The organism is Hymenobacter sp. FMD4 (assembly GCF_058932745.1).
This window is the reverse complement of the sequence record NZ_JBZYWH010000027.1, coordinates 15,817-38,729: the sequence shown is the minus strand read 5'-3', so window position 1 is coordinate 38,729 and position 22,913 is coordinate 15,817. Positions and strand designations below refer to the sequence as shown.

The 22,913-nt window shown below is 58.1% G+C and carries 25 protein-coding genes; 9 read left to right on the top strand and 16 right to left on the bottom strand.

The genetic code is table 11. The features are described 5' to 3' along the window. The first annotated feature begins 120 nt into the window (after positions 1–120). Positions 121–1,254, top strand: coding sequence for a glycosyltransferase (locus AC5FXY_RS19170; protein ID WP_493558329.1), 1,134 nt, complete (start codon positions 121–123; stop codon positions 1,252–1,254). After that, positions 1,251–2,165, top strand: a complete 915-nt coding sequence (gene miaA / locus AC5FXY_RS19165) for a tRNA (adenosine(37)-N6)-dimethylallyltransferase MiaA (protein ID WP_493558328.1) — start codon at positions 1,251–1,253, stop codon at positions 2,163–2,165. Before AC5FXY_RS19170 ends, miaA begins: the two co-directional genes overlap by 4 nt. A gap of 62 nt (positions 2,166–2,227) precedes the next feature. On the opposite strand, the gene pfkA is transcribed toward miaA, so the two are convergent. After that, complete coding sequence (pfkA, locus tag AC5FXY_RS19160) at positions 2,228–3,199, bottom strand: 6-phosphofructokinase (RefSeq protein WP_493558327.1); 972 nt, start codon at positions 3,197–3,199, stop codon at positions 2,228–2,230. Between the two features lie 272 nt (positions 3,200–3,471). Between pfkA and AC5FXY_RS19155 the strand changes: the two genes are divergently transcribed. Next, positions 3,472–3,936, top strand: coding sequence for a tellurite resistance TerB family protein (locus tag AC5FXY_RS19155; protein WP_493558326.1), 465 nt, complete (start codon positions 3,472–3,474; stop codon positions 3,934–3,936). A gap of 82 nt (positions 3,937–4,018) precedes the next feature. Here the strand turns inward: AC5FXY_RS19155 and AC5FXY_RS19150 are convergent, their stop codons facing one another. The 4 genes from AC5FXY_RS19150 to AC5FXY_RS19135 all read right to left on the bottom strand — a co-directional run bounded on the left by AC5FXY_RS19150 (position 4,019) and on the right by AC5FXY_RS19135 (position 6,958). Then, positions 4,019–5,215: an aspartate aminotransferase family protein gene (locus AC5FXY_RS19150; protein ID WP_493558325.1), complete on the bottom strand. Its 1,197-nt coding sequence runs from the start codon at positions 5,213–5,215 to the stop codon at positions 4,019–4,021. A 162-nt stretch (positions 5,216–5,377) separates the two neighbouring features. After that, entirely contained in the window at positions 5,378–5,866 is a 489-nt protein-coding gene (locus AC5FXY_RS19145) for a hypothetical protein (protein ID WP_493558324.1), read from the bottom strand. 24 nt (positions 5,867–5,890) lie between these two features. After that, the gene (locus tag AC5FXY_RS19140; RefSeq protein ID WP_493558323.1) at positions 5,891–6,382 is read right to left on the bottom strand and encodes a hypothetical protein; all 492 of its coding nucleotides are present in this window, start codon (positions 6,380–6,382) and stop codon (positions 5,891–5,893) included. 30 nt (positions 6,383–6,412) lie between these two features. Further along, a complete protein-coding gene (locus AC5FXY_RS19135) occupies positions 6,413–6,958 on the bottom strand; it encodes an RNA polymerase sigma factor (protein ID WP_493558322.1) in 546 nt (181 codons plus the stop codon). A 249-nt stretch (positions 6,959–7,207) separates the two neighbouring features. On the opposite strand from AC5FXY_RS19135, the gene AC5FXY_RS19130 reads away from it, so the two are divergent. The 3 genes from AC5FXY_RS19130 to AC5FXY_RS19120 all read left to right on the top strand — a co-directional run bounded on the left by AC5FXY_RS19130 (position 7,208) and on the right by AC5FXY_RS19120 (position 9,288). Beyond that, positions 7,208–7,777, top strand: coding sequence for a hypothetical protein (locus AC5FXY_RS19130; RefSeq protein WP_493558321.1), 570 nt, complete (start codon positions 7,208–7,210; stop codon positions 7,775–7,777). Between the two features lie 197 nt (positions 7,778–7,974). Beyond that, positions 7,975–8,616, top strand: a complete 642-nt coding sequence (locus AC5FXY_RS19125; RefSeq protein WP_493558320.1) for a double zinc ribbon domain-containing protein — start codon at positions 7,975–7,977, stop codon at positions 8,614–8,616. Between the two features lie 147 nt (positions 8,617–8,763). Next, positions 8,764–9,288, top strand: coding sequence for a hypothetical protein (locus AC5FXY_RS19120; protein WP_493558319.1), 525 nt, complete (start codon positions 8,764–8,766; stop codon positions 9,286–9,288). 16 nt (positions 9,289–9,304) lie between these two features. Here the strand turns inward: AC5FXY_RS19120 and AC5FXY_RS19115 are convergent, their stop codons facing one another. Beyond that, entirely contained in the window at positions 9,305–10,045 is a 741-nt protein-coding gene (locus AC5FXY_RS19115) for a DUF481 domain-containing protein (protein WP_493558318.1), read from the bottom strand. Positions 10,046–10,334: 289 nt separating this feature from the next. Here AC5FXY_RS19115 and AC5FXY_RS19110 point away from each other — a divergent pair, with 289 nt between their 5' ends. After that, on the top strand, positions 10,335–10,607 hold the full coding sequence (locus tag AC5FXY_RS19110) for a DUF4242 domain-containing protein (protein WP_493558317.1): 273 nt from the start codon (positions 10,335–10,337) through the stop codon (positions 10,605–10,607). Positions 10,608–10,662: 55 nt separating this feature from the next. Here AC5FXY_RS19110 and AC5FXY_RS19105 read toward each other — a convergent pair whose 3' ends face one another. The 6 genes from AC5FXY_RS19105 to AC5FXY_RS19080 form a co-directional block, all read right to left on the bottom strand. Continuing rightward, a complete protein-coding gene (locus AC5FXY_RS19105; RefSeq protein WP_493558316.1) occupies positions 10,663–11,619 on the bottom strand; it encodes a transketolase family protein in 957 nt (318 codons plus the stop codon). A 53-nt stretch (positions 11,620–11,672) separates the two neighbouring features. Next, positions 11,673–12,452: a phytanoyl-CoA dioxygenase family protein gene (locus AC5FXY_RS19100; RefSeq protein ID WP_493558315.1), complete on the bottom strand. Its 780-nt coding sequence runs from the start codon at positions 12,450–12,452 to the stop codon at positions 11,673–11,675. Beyond that, complete coding sequence (locus tag AC5FXY_RS19095; RefSeq protein ID WP_493558314.1) at positions 12,449–13,858, bottom strand: vWA domain-containing protein; 1,410 nt, start codon at positions 13,856–13,858, stop codon at positions 12,449–12,451. Before AC5FXY_RS19095 ends, AC5FXY_RS19100 begins: the two co-directional genes overlap by 4 nt. Positions 13,859–14,020: 162 nt before the next feature. After that, positions 14,021–14,905 carry a transketolase gene (locus AC5FXY_RS19090; protein ID WP_493558313.1) on the bottom strand — a complete coding sequence of 295 codons (885 nt, stop codon included), beginning with the start codon at positions 14,903–14,905 and terminating at the stop codon, positions 14,021–14,023. A 170-nt stretch (positions 14,906–15,075) separates the two neighbouring features. Then, complete coding sequence (gene bcp / locus AC5FXY_RS19085; protein WP_493558350.1) at positions 15,076–15,525, bottom strand: thioredoxin-dependent thiol peroxidase; 450 nt, start codon at positions 15,523–15,525, stop codon at positions 15,076–15,078. Positions 15,526–15,683: 158 nt separating this feature from the next. Beyond that, positions 15,684–16,259, bottom strand: a complete 576-nt coding sequence (locus AC5FXY_RS19080; protein ID WP_493558312.1) for a lipocalin family protein — start codon at positions 16,257–16,259, stop codon at positions 15,684–15,686. A 235-nt stretch (positions 16,260–16,494) separates the two neighbouring features. On the opposite strand from AC5FXY_RS19080, the gene AC5FXY_RS19075 reads away from it, so the two are divergent. Then, the gene (locus tag AC5FXY_RS19075; RefSeq protein ID WP_493558311.1) at positions 16,495–16,998 is read left to right on the top strand and encodes a cupin domain-containing protein; all 504 of its coding nucleotides are present in this window, start codon (positions 16,495–16,497) and stop codon (positions 16,996–16,998) included. Between the two features lie 85 nt (positions 16,999–17,083). Here AC5FXY_RS19075 and AC5FXY_RS19070 read toward each other — a convergent pair whose 3' ends face one another. The 3 genes from AC5FXY_RS19070 to AC5FXY_RS19060 form a co-directional block, all read right to left on the bottom strand. Beyond that, positions 17,084–17,251: a hypothetical protein gene (locus AC5FXY_RS19070; protein WP_493558310.1), complete on the bottom strand. Its 168-nt coding sequence runs from the start codon at positions 17,249–17,251 to the stop codon at positions 17,084–17,086. 51 nt (positions 17,252–17,302) lie between these two features. Further along, the gene (locus AC5FXY_RS19065; protein WP_493558309.1) at positions 17,303–19,012 is read right to left on the bottom strand and encodes a phosphoglucose isomerase-related protein; all 1,710 of its coding nucleotides are present in this window, start codon (positions 19,010–19,012) and stop codon (positions 17,303–17,305) included. A gap of 240 nt (positions 19,013–19,252) precedes the next feature. Continuing rightward, positions 19,253–19,489, bottom strand: coding sequence for a hypothetical protein (locus AC5FXY_RS19060; protein ID WP_493558308.1), 237 nt, complete (start codon positions 19,487–19,489; stop codon positions 19,253–19,255). A 384-nt stretch (positions 19,490–19,873) separates the two neighbouring features. On the opposite strand from AC5FXY_RS19060, the gene AC5FXY_RS19055 reads away from it, so the two are divergent. Further along, on the top strand, positions 19,874–20,731 hold the full coding sequence (locus AC5FXY_RS19055) for a WG repeat-containing protein (protein WP_493558307.1): 858 nt from the start codon (positions 19,874–19,876) through the stop codon (positions 20,729–20,731). 44 nt (positions 20,732–20,775) lie between these two features. Here AC5FXY_RS19055 and AC5FXY_RS19050 read toward each other — a convergent pair whose 3' ends face one another. Further along, complete coding sequence (locus AC5FXY_RS19050; protein WP_493558306.1) at positions 20,776–22,743, bottom strand: M23 family metallopeptidase; 1,968 nt, start codon at positions 22,741–22,743, stop codon at positions 20,776–20,778. Between the last annotated feature and the right edge of the window lie 170 nt (positions 22,744–22,913).

The window sequence follows — 22,913 nt, the reverse complement described above, 5'->3', positions numbered from 1 at the left end:
AACAGTCCCGAGTGGAGCCGCCGCCGGTGACAAGCGGGTTAACCTCTTAAATTTGCCAAATATATCCTAACCCTTACGCCGAAACCTCGTCGGCGGATAAGGTTCATTTGTCGCCTTCCCGTGCGCCGCCTGCTTTTCGCCGTTACCACCGATCTGAATTACGACCAGCGTATGCAACGCATTTGTGCGTCGTTGGCGCAGCACGGCTATCAAGTACGGCTCGTAGGCCGCGAATGGCCCAGTTCCCAGCCGTTGAACGCACAGCCGTTTGAACAGGTTCGGCTGCGCTGTTGGTTCACCAAGGGCAAGATGTTCTACGTGGAGTACAATATCCGCCTGCTGCTGTACCTGCTGAGGCAGCGCGGCTGGCACGCCTACGCCGCCGCCGACCTCGATGCCGCCTTGCCCATCTGGCTGCGGGCCCGCCTCGCGGGGCAACCCTTCGTGTACGATGCGCACGAGCTTTTTACGGAAGTGCCCGAAGTAGTGCAGCGGCCGGCCGTGCAGCGGGTGTGGCGTTGGGTAGAGCAATTTGTGGTACCGCGGGCTACCCTGGCATACACAGTGGGCCCGGCGCTGGCGCGCTGGTTTTCGGAGCGTTACGCCCGCCCTTTTGGCGTGGTGCGCAACATCAGCCGGCTTCAAGATGAGGCCCCAAGGCCCGCCCAACACTCGGGCTACATCCTGTACCAAGGCGCCCTGAACGCCGGCCGGGGCCTGGAAGCCTTGCTGGAGGCCATGCCACAAGTAGCCGGGCGCTTGGTGTTATGCGGCGAGGGCGACTTATCAGAGAGCCTGCGTCGCCGCGCAGCCGAGCTGGGCCTGCTGCAAAGCGGCAAGGTGGACTTTCGCGGATACGTGCTGCCCGCCGAGTTGCGGCAGGTGACGCAGGGCGCGCTCATCGGCATCAGCGTACTAGAAAACCTCGGCTTGAGCTACTATTACTCTCTGGCCAACAAGTTTTTCGATTACCTGCATGCGGGTGTGCCCCAGCTCATTTCGCCCTTTCCCGAGTACCTAGCCCTAAATGAGCAATACAAGGTGGCGGAGGTAGTGCCGGAGCTTACGCCCGACGCCTTGGCAGCTGCTCTGAACTGCCTGCTTGCCCCCGGCTCGGAACGGTATCAGCAGCTGGCAGCCAATTGCCAGCATGCCCGCCTCGCCCTGAACTGGCAGCGCGAGGAGCAGGAGCTACTGCGCCTGTATGCATCCTTATGGCCGATGGCCACCCTTTCGGCTTCCATATCGGCATGAGCATTCCATCTGAAAAGCCACTCCTAATAACCATCACTGGCCCCACAGCTGTTGGCAAAACGGCCCTGTGCGTGCGCTTGGCTCAGCGCCTGGGCACGGAGGTAGTATCGGCCGATGCCCGGCAATTCTTTCGCGAAATGAGCATCGGGACGGCCAAGCCGACGCCGACCGAAATGCAGGGCGTGCCGCATCATTTCGTCGACTCGCACAGCATCAGCGAAGAGTACAGCGCCGGGCGCTACGAGGCCGATTGCCTGGCCTTGTTGGAGGAATTGTTTCAGCGGCACCGAGTTGTGATTCTGACCGGCGGCTCCGGGCTGTACCTGCAAGCCGTTACCGATGGGCTGGACGAACTGCCGCCAGCCGATGCCGCACTGCGCGCCCGCCTGCAGGCGCAGCTGGAGGCCGAAGGGTTGCCGGTGCTGCTAGAGCAGCTGGCCCAGCTAGACCCCGTCAGCTATGCCCGCATCGACCGCCGAAACCACGTGCGTGTACTGCGGGCACTGGAAGTGTGTATGAGTACCGGTCAGCCGTTTAGCTCTTTCCACGGCACTGGGCCCAAAGCAGAGCGACCGTTTCAGGTGCTCAAAATAGCTCTGACCCGAGAGCGGGAGGAACTGTACCAACGCATCGATCAGCGCGTGGATCAGATGCTGGCCGAGGGCCTAGTGGCCGAAGCAAAAAGCTTGCTGCCGTACCGTCACGTGCAGGCCCTGCAAACCGTCGGCTACCAGGAGATTTTCGGTTTTCTGGATGGCGACTATAATTGGGAGGAAGCCGTGCGCCTACTTAAGCGCAACACCCGCCGCTACGCCAAACGGCAGCTTACCTGGCTGCGTCGTGACCCGGCCTACCACTGGCTGCATCCGGATGAAGCGGATGAATGGCTGGTCTCCAATGCACCGATGTAACAGAGGGCTGATGCAGATGGAAAGAACTCCCCAACTCGTCAGCCCCCTGTCGCATTTGTGCATTAAACCGAGAGAATCTCTACCATGCGCATGAAGCTCTGATTGATGAGCTTCTTCTTATAAATGGTATCGTGGAAGGGGGTATACACCAGCTTCCGGTCTACGATACCTGCCATTACATTACGCATGCCGTTCACGAGGCCTTCCACCGCCGCAATGCCGATCTGCGAGGCCAGAAGACGGTCGGCAGCCGATGGGGCGCCGCCACGCTGAATGTGACCGATAACCGTTACGCGGGCATCCATTTCGGGAATGGCCTCTTTTACTTTGGTTGCAATGGAGGTAGCGTTGCCTTCCTCATCGCCTTCGGCCACAATGACCAGGAACGAGGACTTCTGCCGCTTCCGCGCTACCTGCAATGTCTCGATGATCGTGTCAAGGGATTGGACTTGCTCCGGTACGAGCACAATTTCGGCCCCACCGCCGATGGCGCACGGAATGGCGATGTAGCCCGAGTCACGGCCCATCACTTCCACAAAGAAAGCGCGGTCGTGCGAGTCGGCCGTATCACGAATTTTATCGATGGCTTCCAAAGCCGTATTCACCGCGGTGTCGTAGCCGATGGTGAAATCCGTGCCGTAAAGGTCGTTGTCGATGGTGCCGGGAGCACCCACCGTTGGAATGCCAAATTCCTCCTCAAACTTCATGGCGCCGGTGAAAGTACCGTTGCCGCCGATGGCTACCAGGCCCTCGATTTTGTGATTCACCAACTGGTCAAAAGCCTGCTGGCGGCCTTCTTTAGTTAGGAATTTCTGGCTACGCGCCGATTTTAGGATGGTGCCACCGCGCTGTACTATGTTGGCCACCGAGGTGGTATCCAGCTTCACGATTTCGCCTTTGATCATGCCAGAGTAGCCGCGCATGATGCCGTACACTTCGATGCCGTGGTAAAGGGCCGTGCGCACCACTGCACGCACGCACGCATTCATCCCGGGTGCATCGCCGCCGCTGGTAAACACTCCGATTCGTTTCATACTCGTAGGGGTCAGAAAAACGGGCCGCATCGCGGCCCGCCAAGGTGTGGCAAGTTAGCAGAACCGTCAACCATGCGCAGAGGTTGCAGACTTGAGCCCACAAATATGCAGGACAACGTGGCAGTTTTTTTTGATTTATCGTATTGGGACGTAGGAGCGAAGCAATAACTTAACAACGTTCCCACTGCACCCTGGCATTGGCCGCAGGCTAGCAGTTGCCTTTTCGGCGCACCTATAGGCCTTCACCCTTCACCGTTTTTTCTGCCTGACATATGTTTGGTTTCTTCGAAAGCGAACAAAACAAAAAAGTCCGCAGCCACATCCAAAACCTTGCTTCCCTGGCCCGCGTGGATGGGCACATCGACGAACGGGAAATGAACTTTCTGGTGGCAGTCGGCAAAAAAAACGGCTTGGGAGCCAGCGACGTGCGCAGCGTGGTGGCCAACTCGCAAAGTTTGAAAATCGTGCTTCCCGACAACGACTCTGAGCGGTTTGATCAGATCTTCGACCTCGTGGACATGATGCTAGCCGATGGCATAGTGGACGACAACGAAATGGACTTCTGCATCGACATGGCCGAGAAGCTGGGCTTTCGTAAGGCCATCGTAGGGGTGCTGGTACGTAAGATTTCGATGGGTGTGCGCGACGGCTTGCCCCGTGAACAAATCAAAGAAGAAGCGCAAGCCTTCTTGAATTTCAACAACAAAGCTCAGCCAGCCCACGGTAGCGGCCTGTAAAGGCTAATACTTATTATCATTTATTGCATTGCCGCACGGGCTATGGGAATTAAATCTTCCTATGGCCCGCGCGGCTGCGTTTTTATTGCCCCGTAACGTGGTCTATTGCCCGCAGCAGCGCAGCGCAGGCCACGTCGATTTCGTCGTCGCTGATGGTCAGCGGCGGGGCTAGCCGCAACGAGTTGTCGCAGAAAAGAAACCAATCCGTCAGCACGCCTTCATGCAGTAAGGCGCGGTCGATAATAGGCTTGAGCACGTCAAACGATTCAAACTCCACGGCCATGAGCAGCCCCACGCCGCGCACACCGCGGATGGCTGGGTGTACGAGCTGCCGCCGGAAGCGTGCGGCTTTCTCGGCTACGCCAGCCAGCAGCTGCTCTTCCTGAATCACGCGCAGCGTGGCCAACGAAGCCGCACAGCTGACGGGATGCCCCCCAAAAGTGGTGAGGTGACCCAGGATGGGATTAGTCTTGAAGCTGTGCATTATCTCCTGTCGTGAGATAAAAGCGCCAATGGGCATGCCGCCGCCCATGCCTTTGGCACAAAGCAGGATATCTGGCTCAATGCCATATTGCTCAAAGGCCCAGAACGTACCCGTGCGCCCGAAGCCACACTGAATTTCATCCAAGATCAATAGCGCACCTACTTCGTCGCAGCGGTGACGCAAGTGGCGCAGGTAGTCTTGCTCGGGCACGCGCACGCCAGCTTCGCCTTGCACCGTTTCGACCAGCACAGCGGCGGTGCGTTCCGTGATTTGAGTTAGATCCGGAAGTTGATTGAAGTGGATGTGGCGCACATCGGGCAACAGCGGGCGGTAGTTGCGTTTGAAGCTCTCAGAACCCGTTACCGATAGGGCGCCCTGTGTAGAGCCGTGGTAAGCATTATAACAGCTGATGAACTCGGTGCGGCCGGTGTGGCGCTTGGCCAATTTGAGGGCCCCTTCCACGGCCTCGGTCCCGGAATTGACGAAGTACACGCAATCAAGCGCATCGGGGAGGGTCTGGTGCAGGGCGTGGGCCAACTCGGCCGGTGGGGCCTGCACCAACTCGCCGTATACCATCAAGTGCAGGTACTTATCAAGCTGGTTCTGAATGGCGGCTAGCACCCGGGGGTGTCGGTGCCCCACGTTGCTTACGCCAATGCCCGAAATCAGATCCAGGTAACGGCGACCCTCCTGGTCGTACATCCACACGCCTTCGGCTCGCTCGATTTCGAGTAGCAACGGAAAATCAGAAGTTTGGGCCTGGTGGCGCAAAAAAAGCTGGCGAGGGGTAAGCATAAGGCGTGAAATCAGATCGAAGGCAAAATTACCGCTTGCGGCCGCAACTGGCTCTGGTCGGCTAGCGGAGACGGCCGCTCGGGGCAAAAACAACAGCTCTATAAAACAAACGGCTGCCTCATAAAGGCAGCCGCTGGCATTGAGAGATAGGGACGGGCTCGGTTACTGACTGCTGACTGGGTTGTCATCGGTCTTGCGGTCATCGAGGCGCTTGATGAGGGCGCGGGTAAATTCGCGCTCGGCCTGGTGCAGCTGCGCCACTTGGCGTAGGGTGATTACCTTCTGAAACTTATTGACGTAGTCCTTTTCCAAGTTGAGCTCGTTCTGGCGTACCGTGAACTGGTGGTCCAGCGCCGCCCGGATATCCTTGTCGCTCATGGTGGATAGGTCTTTGCCACGCAGGCCACCGCCTTCTTTTCGCAATCCGCGGCGCTTTTCGGTGAATTCTTTGTAAAGCGGCCAAAAGCGCTGCGACTGTTCCGGCGTGAGGGCCAGCTTATCGGTGATGTAGGCCACGCGGGCGCTTTCCAAGCGCTCCATGCGCGGGCCACCGCCCGGCTGATCGGGACGCTGCGCGCATACGGGGGCTGCGGTGCCGAGCATCAGCAACACCAGCAGGGAAAACAAATTGCGCAATGGGAGAGGATTCATATAACGGGAGAGAGGCTGCAAAGCTTAGAGGTAAATGTCGACGGAAGGCTGCTCATCGAGCGCGGCTTCCAGCTCAGCCGATGAGCCGGGCAGGAAGGCGGCCACTAAGTCACGGTCGGCGAGGGGGGAATCGGCCAGATCCTGTAAGGTGAGGCGGTCGTCCTGGGCAAGCAAGTACTGCACCACTTCGGCCTCGGGTACTACCGCCAGTTTACGTTCGGTCCCCGGCAAGGCCACGCGGGCTACGGTGCTATCGGCAACGGGCGTGCTGGTCACGGGGCTGTTAGTCAGGAAGTACGTGCCCAAAAATGCCACCAACAGCAGCACCGAAGCCAGTGCCGTGCGTACTGGGGCACTCAGCGCCGCCAGCCAGCCAAACAGTGGCGCGGTCTGGGAATCGGCCGGTTGAACGCGCTGCATGATGCGTAGCGGCAGCTTGTCGAAGTAAGCGTCCGGCGGCGGAGTCAGCGGGTGAGGCCGCCGCGGATGGTCGTCCAGACGAAAGGGCGTTTTCATATCAGTTAGAGGCCGCAGGGACCCGAAAGTTTAATCAGTGGCTTCGTTTACGTATTGTTCTATCTTCTTGACAGCGTGGTGATAGGATGCTTTCAGCGCCCCTACGCTGGTGCTCGTCACTTCGGCCATCTGCTCGTAAGGCATTTCTTCGTAATAGCGCAGGTTGAACACCAGGCGCTGCTTATCGGGCAGACGCAGAATGGCTTTCTGTAGCTTTTTCTCTACCTCGTCGCCGGCGAGGCTGTCGTCGGCTTCCAGCTTGGCCGCCAGCTCGGCCCCTACGTCATTGAGCGGCAGAAAGAATTTGCGGCGCTTGCTCTGCAGAAAGTTCAGGCACTCATTGGTTGCGATGCGGTAGATCCACGTGTAGAGCGACGCATCGGCGCGAAAGGTTTCTAGGTTCTTCCACACCTTCACAAACACGTCCTGCACCAGGTCGTCGGCATCGTCGTGGTCGATGACCATCTTGCGCACGTGCCAATACACCTTCTGTTGGTACTTGCGCACCAGCTGGTTGAAGGCCAGGTTACGAGAGGCCGGGTCACGGAATTTGACTAGGATTTCCTGGTCTTCCAAGTAACGGGGAGATAAGGTGGAGGCGGTTGGCGTATGCGTTAGATAAGAGACGGGGCCGCTGGTTTAAGCGAGGTTTGTTTTTTAGCAGGTATTGCACTGCAGTGGGGGCTGGCCCGATATTGCATCGTCCCAAGTACTGTCGCTGTCGGACTATTCACAACATCAATGCCTGCTAAGACTTTTTACCTTGATTCAGCTAAAACCGAAACCGTGTCGGTGCGCTGGAGCTGGCTGCGGCGCAATTTCACGTTGCTGCACGGTGGCCAGATTATCGGACAGCTAAACAAGGCCAGTGAGCTAAAAGCGGGTGCGTACTTTCCCTTGGCCGATGGCCGCATTCTATCAGCAAAGCTTATTGAAAAGATAGGGACACAGCACCTCGAACTGCTGCTCGATGGCGAGCCGCTGCCCGGCAGTGCTACTCATCCGTACGAATTGCTGCGCCAAGGCTTGGGCGTGCTGGTTTTTCTAGCCTCGCTGAATATCGCACTGGGTATACTGGCCGAGGTTAGTCAGTGGGAAATATTGCTAAGCCTTGGTTTGGGGTATCCATCGGCAGCAACCGGAGCAGTGTATTTGGGGCTTTGGTGGTGGGCCAAAGCCAAGCAAGCACCCGCTGCCTTTTATGTAGCCATCGGGTTACTGGCACTTGATTTCGTGGCTATTCTTCTTGCGGGGCCAAGCGGCAGCAGTGTCACATCGGGCATGTTTATGCGCTTCTTTCTGGGAATGATGCTGTACAGGGGAAGCCAGGGGGCTCGTGAGCTACAAGTTGCGCGGGTAATGGCAAGCGGCTTAGCAGAAAAGAAAACAGCTTGATATAGTGATGACTTTGTCGCCTGCTTCCACTTCCCAACACTCACATAATGATGTTATTGTTCTTGGGAAAGTGTAGTGTAGGACAAACTTCACATTCATAAAGTACAATGGCGTTGAATTGGGGTTCGGTAGCAGCACAGCTAAACCCTATTTTTACCTTCATCTATTTCCTAAACCGACCGACCGCCGTGAGTACCATGATTCAGTTTGTCGCCAACCATGACGACCTGTCCACCGACAAAGGTTTTCAGTTCAAGTTTTACTGCGACAAATGTCGGAATGGGCATATGTCGCGCTTTCAGCCCAGCGCAATTGGCATTGCGGGCAGCCTGATCAGCGCAGCGGGCAGCCTGTTTGGCGGAATTTTTCACCAGGCAGAAAATGCAGCTTACCACATGCAGCGTGCCGTGGGTGGCAAAGCCCACGACGAGGCAATGGAAAAAGCAGTGCTGGAAGGTAAAAACTACTTTAAGCAATGCACGCGTTGCGGCAAATGGGTGTGCCCCGATGTATGCTGGAACCACAATGCGGGTCTCTGCGAAGAGTGTGCTCCCGATGAGCACGAAGAACTGGCAGCGCAACAGGCGCAGACTGCGCGCGAGCAGATCTACGAAAAGACCAGGGCGCAAGACTACACCAAGCAACTGGACTTTGTGAACCGTGCAGCAGTGCTGCAGTGCGTAAGCTGCAACACCAAGTTGACTGCTACGCAGAAGTTTTGTCCTGAATGCGGCACCACCAATGCCGCTGCCCAAGCCAAGGAAAAATTCTGTGGCGACTGTGGCGCCAGCATGAAAGCCGAGCAGCGCTTTTGTGCCGAATGCGGCGCCAAGCAATAACCGTTACTCTAGGCACATTAACCTCGACCCAACGCGGCCCGATTGTGATAAACAATCGGGCCGCGTTGGGTCGAGGAGTGCAAAAAGCTTGGTATAAAATCCAAATGATGATATATTGAACGCTTCACCGACCATACTTCTTTGCTGATGAATCGTTCCTACCCGACCTCCGGCTATGATGTGCCCAAAAAAAACGTGTTGCTGATCAGCTGCATCGATCTGAGACTGATTGACGATCTGGCGCGCTTCATGGACCACGAAAACCTTACCAACCGCTATGACCATTTCATCATGGCGGGAGCTTCGCTCGGGGGCACTTTGTCCAATGCGCTAGAAGATTGGCAGAACCACGACCACAATCCTGATAAAGGCAAATTCGACGCTCGGCAGTTTAAATTTTCAGCTTGGCGAAATACCCTGGATGAGCACATCGCCATAGCCATTGCGCTGCATAAAATTGAGGATGTGTACATCGTGGAGCATGAAAACTGCGGCGCTTATAAGGCTTTCGTAAACGACGGTGAACTGAAGAAAGGGGAAAAGGCTTGTCAGCTCGCTAGCGTTAGCAGTTTAGCCGAACAGATTGAGCAGCAACACAAACTGAAAGTCCATTCCTTCCGCATGGATTTGCGAGGCGACGTGGAATTGCTCAGCAGCTCAAAAAGCGCTTAACAGCTAGACGAGCTCTTTACTTACGGGTATAAGATAAGCCTACCGTCAGGTTGTAGTTGACGGGGTTGCGACCGGCCAATACCCGGCTTTCGAAAGTGTAGTTACTGGTGGTATTGATAGCTATGCGCCGCGTGAGGCGCATAGCTAGCGTAGTGAGCTGGCTCAAGCGGTAATCCGAAAAATCGGCCAGGGAAGGCTGGTAGAAGGTGATGGCCGTAAAGGTGAATAGCTTGTGCGTATAAAGCAGCTTCAGCCGCAGTGAGTTCCGGGTGACGATGCGGTCCTTGCCATCGATAAAGTAAGTTGCTTCCCGGATCAGCAAGTTACTCAGCGCTATTTCGCGGGTCGCCAGCGAATCGGTGTAAAAGGCCCAGCCCGGCCCGGCGCCTACCTGTATGCGGTCGGCAATGCCCCGCAGGTTGCTGCGCTCGTACCCCCCAATGCCGTAAGCCCGAAACCGCCCTTTCCAATAGTAAGGAGTCGCATTCGCGAGCAGCTCCCGCTCGCGGAGACGGCGCTGCTGCTTGCCGTAAATGAAGTTGGCCGTTACGGGCAGACCGAAGTGCAAGCCGCGGGTGATGGTGGCCGTGTGGGTTGTGTTGACGAGGGTGCGGTACACCCCGCCCGCCGACACGGTACCGTTCAGGATGCCGGTGTACACAATCACGGTGGAGTCGGGGCGCTGGGCGAGGGCTTTGATTCCGGGAATAAGCAGAAATACGGCTAGCAGAATCAGGTTGCGAAAGGGAAAAGCCATGCACAAAAGTCCGAAGCGAAAAAATAATGCGCCAACCTCAGCCGGCAGCAACGGTCAGCCTAGATTGAGGCCTAGGTTATAATGCGCTGATGGAAAGCAAGATTGCTTATTGAAAAATATGGCCCATGACGCTTCCGGCTTTGCTTGGCGAATAGCTATAATCGATAGGTAAAATGGTATATTATTTACGCTGATTGGTGCTGCGCCAAGCGTGGAGTTGGAGACGCTGTGCCGTAAAGCCATGAGGCAACACGGTAACATTTGGTCATCCTTAAACACACCCACAGCCATGCCCAAGTACATAATCGAGCGGGAAATTCCGGGCGCTGGTGCACTCACCAGCGAACAGCTGAAAGGAATTTCGCAGACTTCCTGTGGCGTATTGCGCAACATGGGCCCCGAGATTCAGTGGATACACAGCTACGTAACTGGCGATAAAATCTACTGCGTGTACAACGCTCCAAACGAATCAATGATCCGGGAACATGCCCGGCAGGGCGGGTTTCCGGCCAACGCGGTGAACGAGGTGTCCACGATAATTGACCCAGTAACTGCCGAGTAAAAACGGACGGGCCGCGGTAGCTACCGCGGCCCGTCCGTTTAAGAACCCGACAATACTACTTGCGGCGGCTCATTACTTTCTCCACGGCGGCCACAATGGCCGTTTCGTTCAGGCCGTATTTGTCCATCAACTGGTCCGGAGTGCCCGATTCGCCGAACGAATCGTTTACGGCTACCATTTCCAGCGGCAGCGGCTCCTCGCGGACCAGCAACTGCGCAATGCTGTCGCCAAGGCCACCGTTCATCTGGTGCTCTTCAGCCGTCACTACGCAGCGCGTCTTGCGTGCCGAGGTCAATACGGCTTCCGCATCGAGCGGCTTAATGGTGTGGATGTTGATGATTTCGGCGTTGATGCCTTTCTCGGCCAGCAGATGCCCCGCCAGAATAGCCTTCCACACGAGGTGGCCGGTAGCGAAAATGCTTACGTCGGTACCTTCATTCAGCATCACGGCCTTGCCGATTTCAAACTTCTGGTCGGCCGGGGTGAAATTGGGCACCACCGGGCGTCCGAAGCGCAGGTACACGGGGCCTTCGTACTCCGCAATAGCCAGCGTAGCGGCCTTGGTCTGGTTGTAGTCGCAGGGGTTGATGACGCACATGTGGGGCAGCATCTTCATCATGCCCACATCTTCCAGAATCTGGTGGGTAGCGCCGTCTTCGCCCAGCGTTACACCGGCGTGCGAAGCGCAGATCTTCACGTTCTTGCCCGAGTAGGCAATGCTCTGACGAATTTGGTCGTACACGCGGCCGGTGGAGAAGTTGGCGAAGGTGCCCGTAAACGGAATCTTGCCGCCGATGGTGAGGCCCGCGGCCAGGCTCATCATATTGGCCTCGGCAATGCCCACCTGGAAAAAGCGCTCCGGAAAGTCTTTTACGAAGGCGTCCATCTTCAAGGAGCCAATAAGGTCGGCGCACAGGGCCACTACGTTGGGGTTGGTCTGGCCGAGTTCGTGCAGGCCAGCGCCAAAGCCAGAGCGGGTATCTTTTTTCTCGGTGTAGGGGAAGTCTTTCATGTATGAGGGTAGGAGAGGTTTCAGGTGAAAAGCCAGCCTGTGCAGGGCTGGAATTAAGCAGTAAAGTCTTCACGCCAGTGCAAGTCGGCAGGCAGGCGCAAGGAGGAGAATTCGAGATGAATCACGCGCCTGGGACGGGCGTCGGTGCTGCGGTGCGAGGCGTGCAGTGTGAGCGGTTTCATCAACATCACGCCCCCGGCTGGTACGGAACACACGGTGGCGTGCGGTGTAAACTCTGGCAACGCATCAGCCGGGATAACGCCATGTAAATGAGAGCCAGGCACCACTTTGAGGGCCCCGTTGGTAGCGTCGCAGGCGTCGAGGTGGATGCGCAGGGTACAAATGTTGTCGAGGTATTCGCGGGCCGGCTGTACGTTCACTCCCTCTGGCCGGCTGTTCCACGGTCCGAAGGCCGGGACATCGGCTTTGCGGACGATGGCCACCATCAGATCCTGATGCCATGCCACTACCCAGTTTGAACTGGCTGGCTTATCGAAGTAGATGGCTTTTACCAAGTAGTGCGGCGATGGAAGCAACTCCTGCAAAAGCGTTGCAAACCGATCATTCCAGATAAGCGGCCGCAGGGCCGGCAACTCATGAAGCAAATTGCGAATGGCAAACAAGTCGGCGGTGCGGCGGAAATTGTTCGAGCCTGCACTGGCCTGCTCAATTACCGCCAGCATGGCACCGATTTCCGACGCAGCGTACCCTTCTTCCACCACAGCATGGCCCTGGGTTTGCAGGGCGTGCAGCACGGACGTAAGGACGGTAGCTGACCCGCTTTCGGCGAAAGGCAGTTGGCCTGTCAGCTGAGTGGAGTAGCTGGTCATCATTTGCCAAAAATGCTAACCGATGTGGTTTGGCCACTGCGGATGGTGAAGTTGCGCACGTCGGTGAACTTACTGCCAGTAGCACTGCTGGTGCGGTACACCAGCCGGTACGTGCCTGGCTGCATGGGCAGGTTGAGCTTGGAACTGCCGCCCTCCGGCAGGTTGTACACCCAGGTTTGGGAGTCATCCTGATTCACGCGGTAGATGCTGCCGTAGCCTTTCAAGTCACTGAGAATGTTTAGGGTACCTGGTGCCTCGTACGTCACAATGGTTTCCTGACCCTGCTTTACCGAAATGCGCCGGATGATGCGCGGCAGCGTCAGAATTTCCACCTCGTAATTGCCCGCCAGCAGCTTCTGCTTGGCCCCAAAAGAGCGTGCCACCACGGTGGCAGGGCTGGTTTGGGCCCGTATCACGGCCTGCACGGTGCCATACGGATTGGGCGAAAGCTGCGGATTCTGCAGGCTCAGTGTGCCTTGCGGCGTTTTGAAGGTCAGAACATTAGCTTTGCCGGGCTTGATGGCTAGGTTGGGCTGCCGTACCGGCGGCACGGTGTTGATGACCAGATCATAGCTCTGCAACGGGTCCACATCGAGCACATCGGGCTGGCCTTTGGCATCGCGCCAATGCACGTAGTTGTACTCCGTGGCATCGGTCACGTTGTTGATGAATGTCATGTTGACGTTCGATTCCACTGGCCGGCCATTTTCATCGGTTAGATTAATGGCCACCGTAGTTTTGGCCAGGGTCTGGGCGATGACGTCATTGAGAATGGTGCGGAAAGTCTTGACGTCGGCGGCGTTGTAGTATTGACCCAGGCATTCAAGCTGTTTGCCGAACTCCTTCTCCGCCCCGATGCCAATTACGAATGGCTTCAGGAAGATGCGCTTGCGCTGCAGCGCTACCGAGGTAGCGCACGGGTCGCCTTTGCAGGATTCCAAGCCATCGGTAATCAGGATGAGCACGTTGCGGCTGTTGCGGTCGGCGGTAGGAAAATCGTTGGCCGATTGCAGCAGCGAATACGTAATGGGCGTGTTACCCTGCGGCGTCAGAGCTTGCAGCTTCTGCTTGATGGCTCCGGCGTTTTTGCGGGCGAAAGGCACTTCCAGCCGCGAATCCTCGCAGTTGTTCTGCTTGCTGTCGTACTGATGGCCGTAAGCGCGCAAGGCCAGTTCCAAATTGGGGTAGGCATTGAGCGAGTCCACCATGCGGGCCAGCAGGTTCTTGGCCACGTTCCAGCGCGGCTGACCTTCCCACGGCGCCAGCATCGAGCCCGAAGCATCGAGCACGAATAGAATGCGCGTGGTCTTGGGCTGATTGGAATCAGCACCTTGCTGGGCACACAGCGGCCCGGCCAGCAAAAAGCTGGTCAGCAGCAAAAGCCAGAATGTGTGCGTGCTTCGAACCATAAGTTGCCTCATTCTCGACTCTGTCTCCGAGAGGAGAAGAGCCACGGCGACGCGGGAGCTAAGTGAATGAAAGCTTGTGTCGGAACGTCATTAGGTCGTCCTGCTGAGCTGGCTGAAGCAGTAGGCCCACTTCGATAGGCCCAGCAGGACGTACACCTGCTGCTAGTAGTCCGAGTTTTGGTCCACCATGAGCTGCTGCAGAGCTTTTTCCAGCTGCTCATCGTTTGGGGCCACACCGTGCCACTTGTGGCTGCCCATCATGTAGTCGACGCCAAAACCCATCTGGGTATCCATCAGGATCATCACCGGTTTGCCTTGGCCGAGCATGGCCTGGGCTTCGTCCAGCGCGGGGAGTAAGGTTTCAAACTGGTTGCCATCGGCTTCGATTACCTGCCAACCGAAAGCTTCAAACTTGGCGCGCAGGTCGCCGAGGCCACCTACTTTTTCCGTCGGGCCATCAATCTGCTGGCCGTTGCGGTCCACTACCGCAATCAGATTATCCACCTTGTGGTGCGGGGCGTACATAGCCGCTTCCCAGATCTGGCCTTCCTGCAGCTCACCATCACCCATCAGCACAAACACGCGGCGGTCGTCGCCGTTGAGCTTCTTGGCCTGCGCCGCCCCAATGGCTACACTCAGGCCCTGGCCCAACGAGCCGGAAGCTATGCGGATGCCGGGCAAGTGCTCGTGGGTGGCGGGGTGGCCCTGCAAGCGCGAGTTGATTTTGCGGAAGGTGCTCAGCTCACTTACCGGGAAGTAGCCCGAACGGGCCAGTACCGAGTAGAATACCGGTGAAATGTGGCCGTTGGAGAGAAAAAACAGGTCCTGACCGACGCCGTTCATGTCGAAGGGCTCGGGCGTGTGCTTCATCACTTTGAAGTAAAGGGCTACCAGCAGATCGGTGCAGCCCAATGAACCACCCGGGTGGCCGGAATTCACCGCGTGTACCATGCGCACGATGTCGCGACGTACCTGGGAGGCAATTTGCTTGAGCTCGGTGATGGAGCGGGTCGCCGTGGCTTCGGCGGAAGGAGAAGAAGCAGACATATGAAGGGGAATGACTAAATGACTAAATGAAGACTGGACTGGTGGAGCTGCGGCGGCCCCCGGCCCCACTGATACGCAGCGCGTGGCCGACTGTAGCAAAAATCGGGATACCAATCGGGCCGGCCAAAAACCAAACCGGCGGACCCAAACAGGTCCGCCGGCGGTCTAGGTTATTTGAGCAGCTGCTCGGCGTGGTTTTTCGTGTCGGGGCGGCGAATGATGCGCTCCACGCGCCCTTCGGCGTCGATCAGGAACGTGGTGCGGGCCACGCCCCAGTAGGTGCGGCCGTAGTTTTTCTTTTCCTGCCACACGCCGTAGGCTTCCACCAGTTTCTTGTCGGTATCGGCCAGTAGAGGGAAGGGAAGCTCGTATTTTTCAGCAAAGCGCTGGTGCGATTCTACCGAATCGGTGCTCACGCCCAGCACTTGCACGCCGGCCGCCTTCAGCTGGGCTTCGCCGTCGCGCAGAGAGCAGGCCTGGGCCGTGCAGCCGGGCGTATCGTCCTTGGGGTAGAAGTAAAGAGCCACGCGCTGTCCGCGAAAGTCGGCGAGGCGTACGGGGTGGCCATGTTGGTCTTGGACCTCAAAATCGGGGGCTTGGTCGCCCGGGTTGAGCGTAATCATCGGGCCAAAGTTAGTGGGTTGGCTTAAAGTACCGCTGTCTTATCATCAGCCCGAAAGCAGGAAAGCGCCGAAGCCCCGGTAGCGCGCTACGCGCTGCCGGGGCTTCGGCAAAAGGATTGTTAAGGATTCTGTTTCCTGCTGCTGCGGGCCAAACGCTACGCGCTTAGCGGGTGTGCCTCGGGCTGTTCGGTGTAAATGAGTTTGCTGACATTGAAGCCTTTCTGCCGCGCTATTTCCACCAGGTTGTGCAAGGTAGGGTGGGTAAGATGCGGCTTGCGGCTGAGCACCCACAAGCCCTTGCGGTCGGGCGAGCCGACGAGGGCAAACTGGTATTCCGGGTCCAGCGTCAGAATCCAGTAGTCGCCTTCAAACGGCCACTGAAATTCTACTTTCAGCTTGGCATTGGTACTGGGGTCCGCCACGCGCGCCACGCCGTGCGCTACCTCTTCGGGGCCATTGATTGAGCCCTTGCGGCAGGTATTTTTTACTTCGATGCGGCCATCAGCCATCGGGCGGTACTCGGCCGTAACGTTTGTGCAGCGCCGCTCAAAGCGCTGGGGCAGGCGTGCTATTTCGTACCACAAGCCGGCGTAGCGGTGCAGATCGACGTGGGCGACGGTGCCCAACTCAGGGTGGCGACGGCGCGTGTAGGCGTACACGGCGGCGCCAGTGGTAAGGGCCGCCGCGGCGACGGTCCACAGGGAAGGTTTACGGATATTGGGCGTTTGCATAGCGGGTGTGGTTGTGCGGGGAGGTGTACGCAGGCCAGGACATGGGCGTTCGAAAGCTTCTGCAGCAGGGCTGACGAGAGAAAATTATTCAGTTGAGCCGGAGTTGATAAATTTGCCAAACGGCGCGCAACCTAGCTGGCCCCGATTGGGCTCTTACTAAAGAGCAGATCTGGCTTTAACCGATCAGCAGTTGTTGCGTTCAGCGCGCGCCGCTTTGTTTACCCTTCCTTTTATAATGAGCACCGACACTTCCAAGCAACAACTTTTCCTGCAAACCGAGCAACTGCTCCGCGAGCAAGGTTTTGGCATTGATAAGCAAGACCAGACGCGCCCGTGGGGCGGCTTCTTTGTCATCGACGAGGGCCAGGCTCAGCAGTTTGCCGATACCTATTTTGATGGTCTTTCTGTAGAAGAGCTGCGCATTTCGGGCAAGCTTAGCCCCAAGATTCTGATTGTGGCACCGCACCAGCGCCTCTCCTGGCAGTACCACCACCGCCGCGCCGAAATTTGGCGTGTAGTGCAAGGGCCGGTGGGCGTGGTGACTAGCGACACCGATGCTGAAGGCGAGCTGAAAACCTATCAGGTAGGCGAGCAAATCACGCTGCGCCAGGGCGAGCGGCACCGCCTCGTGGGCCTCGACGGCTGGGGTATCCTGGCCGAAATCTGGCAGCACACCGATGCCACCCAGCCCTCCGACGAAGACGACATTGTGCGCGTGCAGGACGACTTCGGCCGTTAGGCTTTGCTGATTGTCCAACATCAAAAGGCCACTACCGTAACAGGTAGTGGCCTTTTTTGCTTGCGCTTCTGGCGCTATCGTTTTATTACCACTCGGATGCTTTGCGAGTGGGCCCCTGCTTGAGCCGGATGGTGTACAGTCCTTCGACCAAGCCAGTGGCGTCAAAAGTTACTTTCTGTGCCCAGACCGTCTGGGTAGTGCCACCGGGCAGGGTCCGTAGGGACGTTGGATCCGTTTGGGTGATTCCAATCAACGCAGCAGCAGAAAACTGACGCGTCTCTCGTCGTCTTATGCGAAAGCTGTTTTAGGCCAGCTCGCTGATGAGCTTGCGGACGCCTGCCACAGCATCGGTACCGAGGTGCACGCGCAGAGTACGACGGTCGTAGTTCTGTAGCGCTTCCAAGTCGCCCTGGGCTTGGGCGTCCTTCAGGGTGCCAAAGGTGTACGAGCGGCCGGGCAGCGGCAGGTCGGGGTTGTTGTCGACGGTGAGCTGCAGGAACAGGCCGGTATTGGGGCCGCCTTTGTGGTATTGGCCGGTGCTGTGCAGGAAGCGCGGGCCGTAGCCAAAGGTGGTAGCCACGTGCAAGCGGCGCTGCAGCGCGGCGCGCAGCTCGTCGAACGCGGCGTTCAGCTCGGGCGTCTCGGTCAGGTAGGCCTGAATGGAAACGTAGTCGCCGGGGCTGGCCTGGAAAAACTGCGCTAGCAAAGCCTTGGCGCTGTCGGCAGCAGGGGCACTGTAGTAGGTCAGGCCGTCGGCCGAGAGGGTTTCGGCTTGCTTGGGCAGGCTGCCTTTCTCGGCCACTTCCTTCATCAGGCTGTCGGTGGCCGTTTTGGCGGCTTGCACGTTGGGCTGGTCAAAGGGGTTGATCTGTAGCACGGCGCTGGCTACGGCCGTGGCCACTTCCCAGCGGAAAAATTCCTGGCCCAGGTCCAGCGGGTCGTTCATCAGAATGCTGATAACCGGATGGCCGGCAGCTTGTATCGCCTCCAGTTGCTGCTGGTTATCGGCATCGGACTGATTGGTGTAGCCTACGTACACAAACACGCGGTCCGGCCCGTAGAGTGAGGTATCAGCTAGTGGCTCGCCGGCAATGGGCAGAATTCCTACGCCGTGCTTGCCGGTGCTTTCCGCAATGAGCTGTTCCAGCCACAGACCCAGGTCACTCAGCGAAGGAGGCGTGATGAGCGTGAGCTTGTCGCGGCCTTGCTGGGCCAGCACGCCGAGGGCCACGCCCAGCTCCAGGCCGGGGTTCTGCTCCACGTCGCCATTGGCGCCGGTGGCGGTCATCATGCCCACCGAGCGGCGCAGCAGCTCCGCAATGTCGATGCCGTACAGCGCAGCCGGTACCAGGCCGAAATAGGAGAGGGCCGAGAAGCGGCCGCCTACTTCGGTGAAGTTCAGGAATACGCGGCGGTAACCGAGGTTTTCAGCCGTAGCAATAAACTTGGAACCGGGGTCGGTGATGGCCACGAAGTTGTCGCCGGCTTTGTCACCTTTGATGGCCTTAATGCGGTCGTAGAAGTAGTCGCCGAAAGCCAGCGGCTCGGCCGTGGTGCCCGATTTGCTGGCCACGATGCACAGCGTGGTTTCGAGCGGCACGGCTTCTTCGATCTGACGCACCGTGCCGGGGTCGGTGGTATCGAGCACCAGCATTTCCATGCCACCTTCAGCGCGCTCGAATGATTTCTGAAACACAATAGGAGCCATGGACGAGCCGCCCATGCCCATCACGATGACGTGGGTAAAGCCGGCGGTGCGCACTTCCTGCACGAACTCATTGATTTCCGACACGCGCTCCTGCATGGTTTCGGCCACGCGCAGCCAGCCCATGTAGGCGCGCAGCTCAGCTTGGGCGGTGGGGTCTTGCACCCACAGCGCAGCGTCTTTTTGCCAGAAGCCGGCGGTGAAGTTTTTAGCGTTGAATTCGGCGATTTTGGCGTCGACAGCGGCCTGGTATTGGCCTAGGTGCAGTTCAGCGGCCGGAATGGCCACGGGTTGTAGCGTTTCTCCCATCAGAAAATCAAGTGGAAAAGAGGAATGACGTAGGGACGGAGCCTGCGCGTCGTACGGAATACCGGCCGCGCAGGCTGCGGGGTAAAAATGCTACTCCTTTCCGAAACGACAGGACTAGGCCACTAATTTTCCTCGCGTGAAATGCAGGTGCGTTCAATAAAAGGTTGACGGACAATACATAATTTGCCTGCATATAGCGGCAAATCTGTTTTTCTAATGCGAATTAGTTGCTTAGTTTATTTATGTATAGCGGCGTTGTTTTCTGTTGCGCTGCAGGCGCAGTCCCCCCCGGCACCCGAGGGTAACAAGCTGCAGCGGGTGCGCCGCCTTTACCCGGCGCCGCTGCCGCCCGGCGGGCTTGTTCCATTTTATTCCGAGTACCTCTGGGGCCTGTCCGATACGCTGGGTAATCTGGGTGTGCGGCCGGCTTTTGACCAGCCAGTTTTCCTGCAAGAAGGAGCTTATGTGCAGGTTCATTACTGCGAGGTAGATAAGCTGAAATCTTGGCGGCCACGCAGTAAAAGGTGGCGGCTTCGAGCAGAGGCCAAAGAGTTATGGATAAATGCCAAAGGACAATACCTGCTGACCAACAAGCGTCGCGTAGCTTACCTACAGCCGGATGGTAGTTTGAGGCTGAAAGCATGGCGCCGACGTTTTGTTGAGCCCGAGTATCAGTACCAAGTAGAAACCGCTAAGGAGCCTGATCAGAAGAACAGGCAGAAATGGTACTGGTACAACCGCCAACGGCGCTACCTAGGGGGAGACTTGGCAAGCCAGGCAACGCCGCGCATCAATTGGTACTACCTCCATACCGTGCGGGGGCAGCACTCGCCGCCCCCGCCGCCGCAGGCGCTATTCACCTTGCAAGGCCGGCGTCTTACTCCCTACCTCGGCGACATATCCCCTTTGCATGATGGGCGGTTGCGCTTTCGTGATTGGAACACAAAGCAGCATGGTTACTTAAACCGGAACGGCAAGGTGGTGGTGCCGGCGCAGTTCAGCTATGTCGGAAACTTCCGCTATAACCGTGCAGCGGTTAGTATTCTCGACAAGGAAAATGCGCCGTGGTATGGCTTGATCGATACAACAGGTGCCTACGTATGGCCTTTGCAGCGCCAGTGGCTGGAAGGGCCGGATGAAGCAGGTTTTGTCCGCCAAAGTATCAGCCTGAGCAACGGGCAGGAACGGTTCGAATACTTACTTCTAAACGGTCATCCGGCTTTTGCAGGCATGTACTTCCGATCCGCTGAGCCCTTTGTCGATTCGGTCGCTCAGGTCACCGATGAGGCCGGTAAGGTGTTTCTCCTGAACCGACGCGGCCACCTACGACTATTGCTTCCCGAAACATCTTCAAGCAGCATGGCTACCAAGCCGCAGGTAGCCGGTGAAGGCCCTTTTCACTTGCTGAATGCCAATGGCCACCGGCTTACCCCAGTGGAGTATGTTTGGGCTGAGGCCCTGATCGGTGGCTGGTTTGCGACCCGCCGAACTCCGGACGCCCCAGTGGTATTAATTACGCCACAAGGACAGGCCCTGCCGTTGCCCGCAGGCTACGTCCCCGATATGAACTACTATGGCCCTGCCGGGCGCCGATTGGTACCGTTTGACAACGGTCTGTTGAAAGTACGTTGGGGCAAACCGTTCAAGGAAGGTCAGCAGCCTAGACATGAGGCTTTTATGACCCGCAGTGGCCGTATCCTGGCCAGCAGTCTTGAATAGCCGAAGCAAACAAAAAGGCGGGACCGTGGCCCCGCCTTTACCGCTTACAGATTTAGTGTAAGCACTTTTTCATTGCCGGCCTGATCGGTGATGCGCAGGCGTGCCGGCCCACGCAAGGGCGGCCCAAGCGTGTCTTGCCGCTCGGTGAAGAGGGTGGCGGCTTTGTGCTCAAAGCGCAGCAGGCGGAATTGCCCGTTGATTTCAAGCTGGTAGCTAGCCAGGCCCGATAGGTCGTCGCCCACTTTGAAAACCAGCCCGCCCGGGCCCTTACTCACGAGCTTGGCCGAAGGCGGTATGGTATCGGTGAGCAGCCGGTACTGGCCAAACATGCGCGCCGCAAAGGTCAGCTCTTCGCCGTTCCACTTGCCGCCTTGGTAGATTTTGCCGTTGCCGCGAATTAGGTAAGCGGCCGTGCGCTGCTTGTCCACCACCGGTACCGGAGGCTTGAGCGTCACGCGCATGTGTTCCCACAGCGGGTAACGGGGGCTTTGCACCGTCCAGAGGCCGTCTTTGTAGCTCGTTTGCAGGTAGAGCGTGTCGAACAGCGTGTTCGGAGCAAAGGTCAGGTTGACGAGCTGATTTGAAAACAAGTGCTCCGCCTGAGCCGGAATGGCTGCCACTCGCTCAAAGCGCAGGGCACGCTTCTGGCCGGGCAGGCGCAAGGAATCAAACAGGCCGGCACGCAGGTCGTAGAGGTAGATGCTGCGGCTCTGGTCGGTGTAGCTGGGCTTGAGTTGCAGCTGGCGGTTGGCTCGTTGCAGGATCAGGTTGGGCGCCTGGCGAGCGGTGTCGTCGGCGGTTACGCGCAGGATGTTGCGCAGCACATCGTAGCGCAGCGCGGGCTTTTTCACGGCCGCGTTGCGCGTCTGCCAGTACTCCGGCTCCTCGCCGCGCAGCACCATGCGCAGGGGCGTGGTATTGCCGTACGAGTCGGAAAGGCGCATTTCCACAGTATAGAGCTTGCCGGGCTCCACGCGCAGTTTGCCCTTGGTGGGGCCGGTCTGGTAGATAGGCAGCACATTACCGTCATCCACCCACAGCTTTTCGAAGGTGCGGCCCGTGAGCTGGTGGTACTCGTAATCGGTGTGGTGGTTGATCTGACGCGACGCTTCCGGGAAACCGATGTTGTCGATGACGTGCGAGTAAAGCGGCTGCCCGTTTACCGTGACTTCCACGCGCTGCAGGCCGTTCTTGTTCCAGGCATTGTCGAAGCGGTCGAAGGCTTGGAGCAGCAGGCCCACGGTGCCGTGCGCTGCAATGGTATCGGCCACGCTGAAGCCGGCGCCGGGCGCGCCGGTGGGCGTAAACACGCGCTTCTCGAAGCGGCCCTGCACCCGGCCGTCGATGCTTAAGGGCTCCACGGCGGCGGCTACCACTGTGGGCGGCACGTGGTCCTGAATTTCGGGAAAGCCGCCCCACTGCAGCGGGTTCAGCTGGTGGTCTTGGGCGGTCCGCACTTCCCAGTGCAGGTGCGGACCGGCCGAGCCGCCGGTATTGCCCGACAGCGCCACTACCTCGCCACGCTTCACCGGGAACTGCCCCGGCTGAAAGTGCAGCTCTAGCTCGTAGCTCTGCTTCTCGTACTGGCGCCGCAGCAGCTCCTGAGCCACCGGACCACGGAAATGGTTTAGGTGGCCGTACACCGTCACCAGCCCGTTGGGGTGAGTGATGTAAAGCACGTTGCCGTAGCCGAAGCTGCTCTGCTTCAGGCGCGAGATGTACCCATCGGCAGAGGCGTACACGGGCAGGTCCGTACGGCCATCGGTCTTGATGTCGAGGCCGCCGTGGAAGTGGTTGGGGCGCAGTTCGCCCATGCTGCCGGCCAGCAGGTTGGGCTTGCCGGGCTTGATGGGAAACAGAAAATAGCCTTTGAGCGAAGCCGTATCGGGCGGGGCCACCGCGGCGGCTTCGGGCTGCACCGGCTTCTCCACCTTGCTGGTATCGGAAGTGCAAGCCGAAGGCAGCGCTGATACGGCCAGCATCAGCAGCTTGGAAAGAAATAGGTGATTCAACAACACAGGGGCAACAACGGGCTTGAGGCAACCAGAACAGGCCGCAAACAGGTGGAATACAGATGCAGATCGAAAAGAAAACTCCGCAGAGCTTCAAGCGCAATAAACGGACGCGAGCCTCCCAGCTTGTGCGAGGCCCGCAATACAGCCGCGCTGGAGGCTGGGCAAGG